The organism is Bradyrhizobium sp. (genome assembly GCF_004799445.1).
Classification (GTDB): domain Bacteria; phylum Pseudomonadota; class Alphaproteobacteria; order Rhizobiales; family Xanthobacteraceae; genus Bradyrhizobium.
The window spans coordinates 106,298-113,071 of sequence record NZ_SSNA01000099.1 but is presented as its reverse complement, the minus strand read 5'-3'; the positions used below and the strand labels follow the sequence as shown (position 1 = coordinate 113,071).

The window sequence follows — 6,774 nt, the reverse complement described above, 5'->3', positions numbered from 1 at the left end:
TGAACTCGCTGTGAATACTCGTGTGCATCTACCACTACCATGCGCACACGAGGCTGCGGGTGCACTGGGCACCCGGCATTCCCCACGCCCTCTGTTGTCGAGGGCGAGAGGTTTCGGAACAACTCGGGCGCGTCGCGTCGCGGGAATGCGAAGTCATATCTGAAACTCGTCTGGCTGTTTGGAAAACTGAATCCGGAATAAAATTGATGTCGTCCCGGCCAAGCGAAGCGCGAGCCGGGACCCATAACCACCGATACTAATGTTATGGCAGGCCGGAGCTCCAATCTCTTTCGCTTCCAACATCAGTGGTTATGGGTCCCGGCGTTCGCCGGGACGACGAAGGCGATGACACGTGGCGCGCGTTATCGTCGAAGATCGACTAATGCCCAGCGACAATCTGCGGCACCTTGGTTGCCGGTGGCGTGTTGCGGCTGCGCTGGGTGCGGACGATGCCGTCGATGATGGTCATGCCGATGCCGGGGAGATCGCCGAGCTGCACGCTGTCGAGGATGTTCTTGCCGGCGGAATGTTGCGCCTTGTCCATGATGACGAAGTCAGCCGAACGTCCGACTTCGATCAGGCCGCAGTCCAGCGCGCGCATGCGGGCGGTGTTGCCGGTGGCAAAACAGAACGCGAGTTCGGCGGGCACCTCGCCGAGCGACGACAACAGCGACACCATGCGCAGAATGCCGAGCGGCTGCACGCCGGAGCCGGCGGGTGAATCGGTACCGAGGATGACGCGGTTGAGGTCGCCCATCTCGCGCGCAATGCGCAAGGTGTAAAGTGCCGAACGTTCGTTGCCGTTGTGGACCAGTTCGAGGCCGCGCTTGCAGCCCTCGCAGATGCATCGGATCTGGTCGTCGGGCAGCGCGGTGTGACCACCATTGATATGGCCGATCACATCGGTGTCGGCTTCCAGCACCACGTCCTTGTCGATCAGGCCGGAGCCGGGGATCGACGGACCGCCGGTGTGGATCGTGCTCTGGATACCGTATTTGCGCGCCCACCCCACCATCTTGCGCGCGGTCGGGCCGTCCTTGACGCCGCCGAGGCCGACTTCGCCGAGCAGCTTGACGCCGGCCGCGGCCAATTCCCGGAAATCGTCCTCGACCATTTCGCATTCGATCACGGGCGCGCCGGCATGAACCTTCACGCCGCCGGGACGCAGCGTCCAGAACGCGCGCTGCGCAAAGATCGCCATCGCCTTCAGGCCGACGACGTCGCGCGGCCGGCCGGGCATGTGAACCTCGCCGGCCGAGATCATGGTGGTGACGCCGCCATGCAGGAAGCTGTCGATCCATCCGATCTGGTTCTGCCGCGGCGTCCAGTCGCCGGCGACGGGATGAACATGGCTGTCGATCAGCCCGGGCGCCACCGTCGTGCCGTTGGCGTCGATGAGGGTGGTGGCGCCTTCGCTATCGACATCCTTGGCGCGGCCGATGGCCGTAATCTTGCCGTTGACGGCCAGAATCGTGTCGGCGTCCAGGATCGGCTTCTCCAGCGCGCCCGAGAGCAGCAGCCCGATATTGCGGATCACGAGCTTGGTCGGGCCGGCTGCCTGGGGCTCATCGTGGGCCATCGGTTTTTCCTTTTTGTTCAATGCGTTCGCGGCACAGGCGGGCATTTTGCGCGCGGCTCGACGCCGGGATCAAGCCGGTTTTTCATTTGTATACGAATAAATAGACACGGGGCAGCTTCAATCAGGAGCGTATTCCCTGTTTTCGCAACGCTCCTCTGACGGGATTGCCGGATTGATCCTCTTGACTCGGAGTCGGAGCTCCCCAGTAATGCCTCAAATTTCGCAGTCTGCTGCGAAAACAAAAAGCGAGCTCCGGGAGGAGAAGACCATGACGAACATGGGTCGACGCGGCTTCGTCAAAGGCGCGACCTTGGGGGCGCTGGCTTTCACGGTGGGTGGCGTCGAAGCCATCATGGCGCCTGGCGAGGCGCGGGCGCGCAACGTGCCCTTCCGGCTTCTCGATGCCCATCAGGGTGAGACCCTTGAGGCGCTCGGCGAGACACTGGTGCCCCAGGCGCGCGAGGCCGGGATCGCGCACTACATCGACCAGCAGCTTTCAGTGCCGCCGCACGAAGCTCTGCTTCAGGCCCGTATCTTCAACGTCCGTCCGCCCTTCGCCGATTTCTACCGAACCGCCATCGTTTCGATTGACGAGAGCAGCCGCAGGATTCTTGGACGGGATTTCGCCCAATTGTCGGCCGCCGACCAGCGCGAGTTCGTCGGTCGCATGCGGCAAAACAAGATCGAAGGCTGGACGGGTCGGCCGGGCGCGGCCGTCTACGCGGTGTTGCGCGCGGACGCCGTCGATGTCGTCTACGGGACGATGGAAGGCTACGAGGCGCTCGGCATCCCCTATATGCCGCATATTACACCGGAAAAGAGGTGGTGAGATGACCAACGAAAAAGTAGACGTCGTCATCGTCGGCGCGGGCGCTTCCGGCTCGGTCTATGCGTCGGTTCTCGCCAAGGCCGGCAAGAAGGTGGTCCTGCTCGAGTCCGGCCCGGACTGGCAGCTGACTGATCTCATCAGCTCCGAGATCTGGGGCCGCCGGGTCAAACCGGCCGGCGCGCCGATCCTGCTCGAAGGCAAGAATCCGATGGCTTACGCCGCGCAGGGCGGATGGGGCGTCGGCGGCGCGGCACTGCATTACTACGCCAATTTTCCGCGGCTGCTGCCGACCGATTTCCGGATGAAGAGCGAGCACGGCCGTGGCCACGACTGGCCGATCGCCTACGAAGACGTCGCGCCGTTCTATGACAAGGTCGCGCGCGAGATCGGCGTTTCCGGCGACGCCAGGGCCGAGGAGAAATGGCGACCGGCCGGCGAGGCCTATCCGATGCCGCCGATGAAGACTTTTCGGAACGGCAACATCTGGCTCAAGGCGTTTGAAGCGTCGGGCATTCCCATGGTACCGGCGCCGGTCGGCATGAACTCGGTCGAATTCAAGGGACGGCCGGCGTGCCTGTATGACGGATGGTGTCACGTCGGCTGTCCGATCGGCGCGCTCGCCAATCCGCAAGTGACCTATCTGGGCGAGGCGCGGAAGGCCGGCGCCGAAGTTCGCGCCTGGTCCACGGTGACGCGCGTTCTGACCAATCCGGCCGGCACGCGGGTGACTGGCGTCGAATATTACGACGACAAGCATCAGAAGCAGACCCAGGAAGCAAGCGTGGTGCTGCTGGCGGCATGGTCGGCGCAGAATCCGCGGCTGTTGCTGAACTCCGCGACCGACAAGCATCCCAAGGGTCTTGGCAATGCGAGCGGCCTGGTCGGCCACTTCATGATGTCGCATCACGTGGCCTCGACATGGGCGATGTTCGACGAGGATGTTCAGAACCACATGGGCACGATTGCCGTGCAGTACATGTCTTACGAACGCTATCCCAAGAAGAGTCACGACGGCGCGTTTGGAAGTTCGTTCGTCACGGCGGGGTTCGCGGTCAAGACGACCGATCTGGCCAATTCCCGGGCCGATCTGTACGGGCCGGAGCTCGCGGATTACATGAAGCGGGCCGCGCGCAATCTTGCGGGCATCAAGACGTTTGGCGAAGAACAGCCGAACGTGGAAAATCGCGTCGAGTTGGCCAGCGAAAAGGACGAATTCGGCATGCCGCTGGGCAGGCTGATCCACAGTTTCGATTCCGACGCGGTGGCGCTGTGGAATGCCAATTTCGAAGAGGGACTAAATGTCGCCAGAGCGAGCGGGGCGAAAGAGGCGTGGTCGGCGCGCGGAACGATGCCGACCAGCCATCTGCTGGGCGGCACCATCATGGGAACGAGTGCCGCCAATTCGGTCGTGAATAGCTACGGCCAGAGCCACGAACTCCCGAACCTCTGGGTTGCGGGACCCGGCATCTTTCCCACCGAGGGCGCTTCGAATCCGACGTTTACAATCTTTGCCCTGTCGCAGCGCGGCGCCGAGCGCATGGCGTCGCAATGGGGCACGTTGACGAATTGAACGATCTTTCGGATAGCGGCCGCTCCAACTGTCGGTCTCTCGACGGTCTCGGCCCCGGTCGATCCCGCGTCAGGATTTTCGCTGCCTCGATACCTCCAGCTTATCTCGGCGGGGCTGGCAGGAACATGTTCGCGTCATAAAAGCATTAAATGCCGGGAATAACGCTGCCCCCGCTGGAGTCTATAGGAGGCCGATAGTTCTGCTCGACTCTCCCATGAACCTGATCGTCGCAGTTAGCCTAACCATGAGCAAAGACAAACAACACGGGTCCGACAGAGTTGACCGGGAAATCCGCGCGGCAGATGCGTTGGAGCGGGCCCGCCTGCTGCCCCCGGGCCCGGAACGCAACGAAGCGCTCAAGCTCGCGGGCCTGCTGCGCAGCACGGTGGATTCACAGGGCCTCGTCTTTGCAAAGCGGGGCCGGCCGCGGAAGTGAATGCAAGGCAGCGGCGCGGGCGCAGACCCCGTCGTACCACGGTACATGTCAGCAGCCGCGGCAAATCCCCTTGATAATGCGGTCGACGTTTGGGTCTTCCTGGTCGAGAGTCTGCTCCGACGGAGGCGGCGATGCAGGAACATCATCTGCCTGCGGCTGGCGATGGTCGACCGGCGCGGACCAGGGTCGGGTTGTGGTTTCGCATCCTGCCGGCAGCGGCCGCGCGGATGGTGCTGGTGCCGTAACGCCGGCGGCGCCGGGGTCAGCGGCGCCGACTCCCGGCCCCAGAGATGAAAGAGGGCCCGCGCCTGACTCCCGGGTAACCGGTCGTGCGAATGCCGGCGTAGCTAACGTTACGGATAGAATTGCAGCGGTCCCAACTAGTGTAAATCTGGCCATCGTGTGTCTCCGAACAATTGCACGCTGCGCGTGAGCGCGCTCAGCAGACGGACTCCCGCTCGAGTCTTGAAATTCCTCCGAAGATCGAACGTTGCGAATTGTTAAACCGGTGCAGAAGGCCCGCCGCGCGCATTCACATTGATGCGTTGCCGGGAATAAAACCAGGCAGGCAGGGAGACTCCTCGATCAGCTTTGCCGCACGAGAAGAGCGTGGTTCCGCATCAACGCTCGGTGTTTATCAAGTGTTGTCCCGGTCCCCTTGTGCCGCGCCCCAGAGCGTCGCTGTTCTGCGATCCGATTTCCTCAACAGGCCCGCGGTGAAAATATTGGACGGAGCATGCAATGGATGCAAAATCGATGTGGCCACAGGAAAAACCGGACGAAGGGGAATCTAATGGTATCGATTGATCCGCTGACGGCCTCTGCCGTGCTAGTTGCAACAGCCGCGACCGATGCGGTCTATGTCATGTTCACCTCCGCCGTGGTGGCTCGAAGGCGGGTGCCGGCGGCGAGTTGGAGCAGCGTCTGGTATTTGCTCTCTTCCTACGCCGTCATCAGCTACACCGAAAACTGGGCCTATGTCGGCTTTGCTGCGGCCGGCTCCTGGATCGGGGCGTTTGTTTCAATCTCGTTTCTGCACCGGCCGCCGGGCGGCCCGCCGGTTGGTGCAGGTCCGGAATGAAATAATGACCATGGCTTTGCTCCTTGGGCCGAGCTTAGTCTGGCAGCCATAAAACGGACCTTTAGAGTCCCAGCGAGGGAGGATGTCGACCATGATGAACCGACGCCAATTGGTCTGCGCCACCGGCGCCGCGCTGCTTGCCAGCATTCCAAAAGCGCTTGCGGCGACCTATGACCTGATCATAAGGGGTGGACGCGTGGTCGATCCGTCCACCGGGCTCGACGCGACGCGCGACGTCGCGATATCGGGCGGCAGGATTGCGGCGGTTGAAGGCAGCATTTCAGCCGACGCCGCGGAGACGATCGATGCGCGCGGCAAGATCGTCGCCCCCGGCCTGATCGACATCCACACCCACGCCGGCCGCAGCAAGGAGGGCCCGCCGATGTGCCTGCAGGACGGCGTGACCGGCTGGGTCGATGCCGGCACGGGCGGAGCGGACAATATGGATGCGGTCGCCGCGATTGCCCGGGGCGCGCCGCAGATTGGCCGCTGCCTGGTCAACATCGCGCGCACCGGCGTCATCGCTCCCGGCGGTGAGTTGCACGACATCAACGCTGCTAACGTCGCGTTGGCCCAGGCCGCCATCGCACGCAATCGTGACGTCGTTGTCGGCGTCAAGGCCCGCCTGTCGGACAATGTCACGGGCGCCAACGACCTCGAAGCGCTGCGCCGCGCTCAGGAGGCCGCGGCACCGTTCAATCTGCCGGTCATGGTCCATGTCGGTCAGAATTATTCGCCGCTGCGCGCGATCCTTGCGCTGCTCAAGCGCGGCGACATCGCCACGCACATCTACGCGCCGGGGAAGAACGGCATCCTGGACGACAAGGGCATGCTGTTGCCGGAGGTCATGGCGGCGCGCCGCCGCGGCGTCATCTTCGACTTCGGCAACGGCGTCACCGATCACTTCGATTGGGACACGGTCGAGAAAGCAACCCGGCAGGGCTTGTGGCCTGACACCTTCTCCACCGACTGGAGCACGGCGTCGAAGACCACGGGAGTGGTCGATCTGCCGAACGTCATGTCGAAATTTATCATGTTCGGCATGCCGCTCAGCCGGATCATCGCTGCGGCGACGATCAACGCGGCGCGCTGCTTCCCGGCGTTCGACGACCGCGGCACCCTCAACGTGGGCGCGCCGGCCGACTTGGCGATCATGGAACTGCGGGACGGTACGTTCGAATTCCTCGACAACTACAAAGGTACGCGCACCGGCCGGCAGAGGTTGTTCCCGTCCGAGACGGTGCTCAACGGCAAGCATGTCCAACATGCCTGAGGCCCG

The 6,774-nt window shown here is 63.2% G+C and carries 6 protein-coding genes; 5 read left to right on the top strand and 1 reads right to left on the bottom strand.

From position 1 onward, the window contains the following. Positions 1–379 precede the first annotated feature (379 nt). On the bottom strand, positions 380–1,579 hold the full coding sequence (locus E8A46_RS13505) for an amidohydrolase family protein (protein ID WP_291561363.1): 1,200 nt from the start codon (positions 1,577–1,579) through the stop codon (positions 380–382). 268 nt (positions 1,580–1,847) lie between these two features. Between E8A46_RS13505 and E8A46_RS13500 the strand changes: the two genes are divergently transcribed. The 5 genes from E8A46_RS13500 to E8A46_RS13480 all read left to right on the top strand — a co-directional run bounded on the left by E8A46_RS13500 (position 1,848) and on the right by E8A46_RS13480 (position 6,768). Continuing rightward, complete coding sequence (locus E8A46_RS13500) at positions 1,848–2,408, top strand: gluconate 2-dehydrogenase subunit 3 family protein (RefSeq protein ID WP_291561361.1); 561 nt, start codon at positions 1,848–1,850, stop codon at positions 2,406–2,408. A gap of 1 nt (position 2,409) precedes the next feature. Continuing rightward, positions 2,410–3,978, top strand: a complete 1,569-nt coding sequence (locus E8A46_RS13495; protein ID WP_291561359.1) for a GMC family oxidoreductase — start codon at positions 2,410–2,412, stop codon at positions 3,976–3,978. Between the two features lie 214 nt (positions 3,979–4,192). Beyond that, positions 4,193–4,414: a hypothetical protein gene (locus E8A46_RS13490; protein WP_291561358.1), complete on the top strand. Its 222-nt coding sequence runs from the start codon at positions 4,193–4,195 to the stop codon at positions 4,412–4,414. A 793-nt stretch (positions 4,415–5,207) separates the two neighbouring features. Continuing rightward, positions 5,208–5,495 (top strand): hypothetical protein, encoded by a 288-nt coding sequence (locus tag E8A46_RS13485; protein ID WP_291561356.1) that lies wholly within the window; start codon positions 5,208–5,210, stop codon positions 5,493–5,495. A 91-nt stretch (positions 5,496–5,586) separates the two neighbouring features. Next, positions 5,587–6,768 (top strand): amidohydrolase family protein, encoded by a 1,182-nt coding sequence (locus E8A46_RS13480; protein ID WP_291561354.1) that lies wholly within the window; start codon positions 5,587–5,589, stop codon positions 6,766–6,768. Positions 6,769–6,774: the final 6 nt, after the last annotated feature.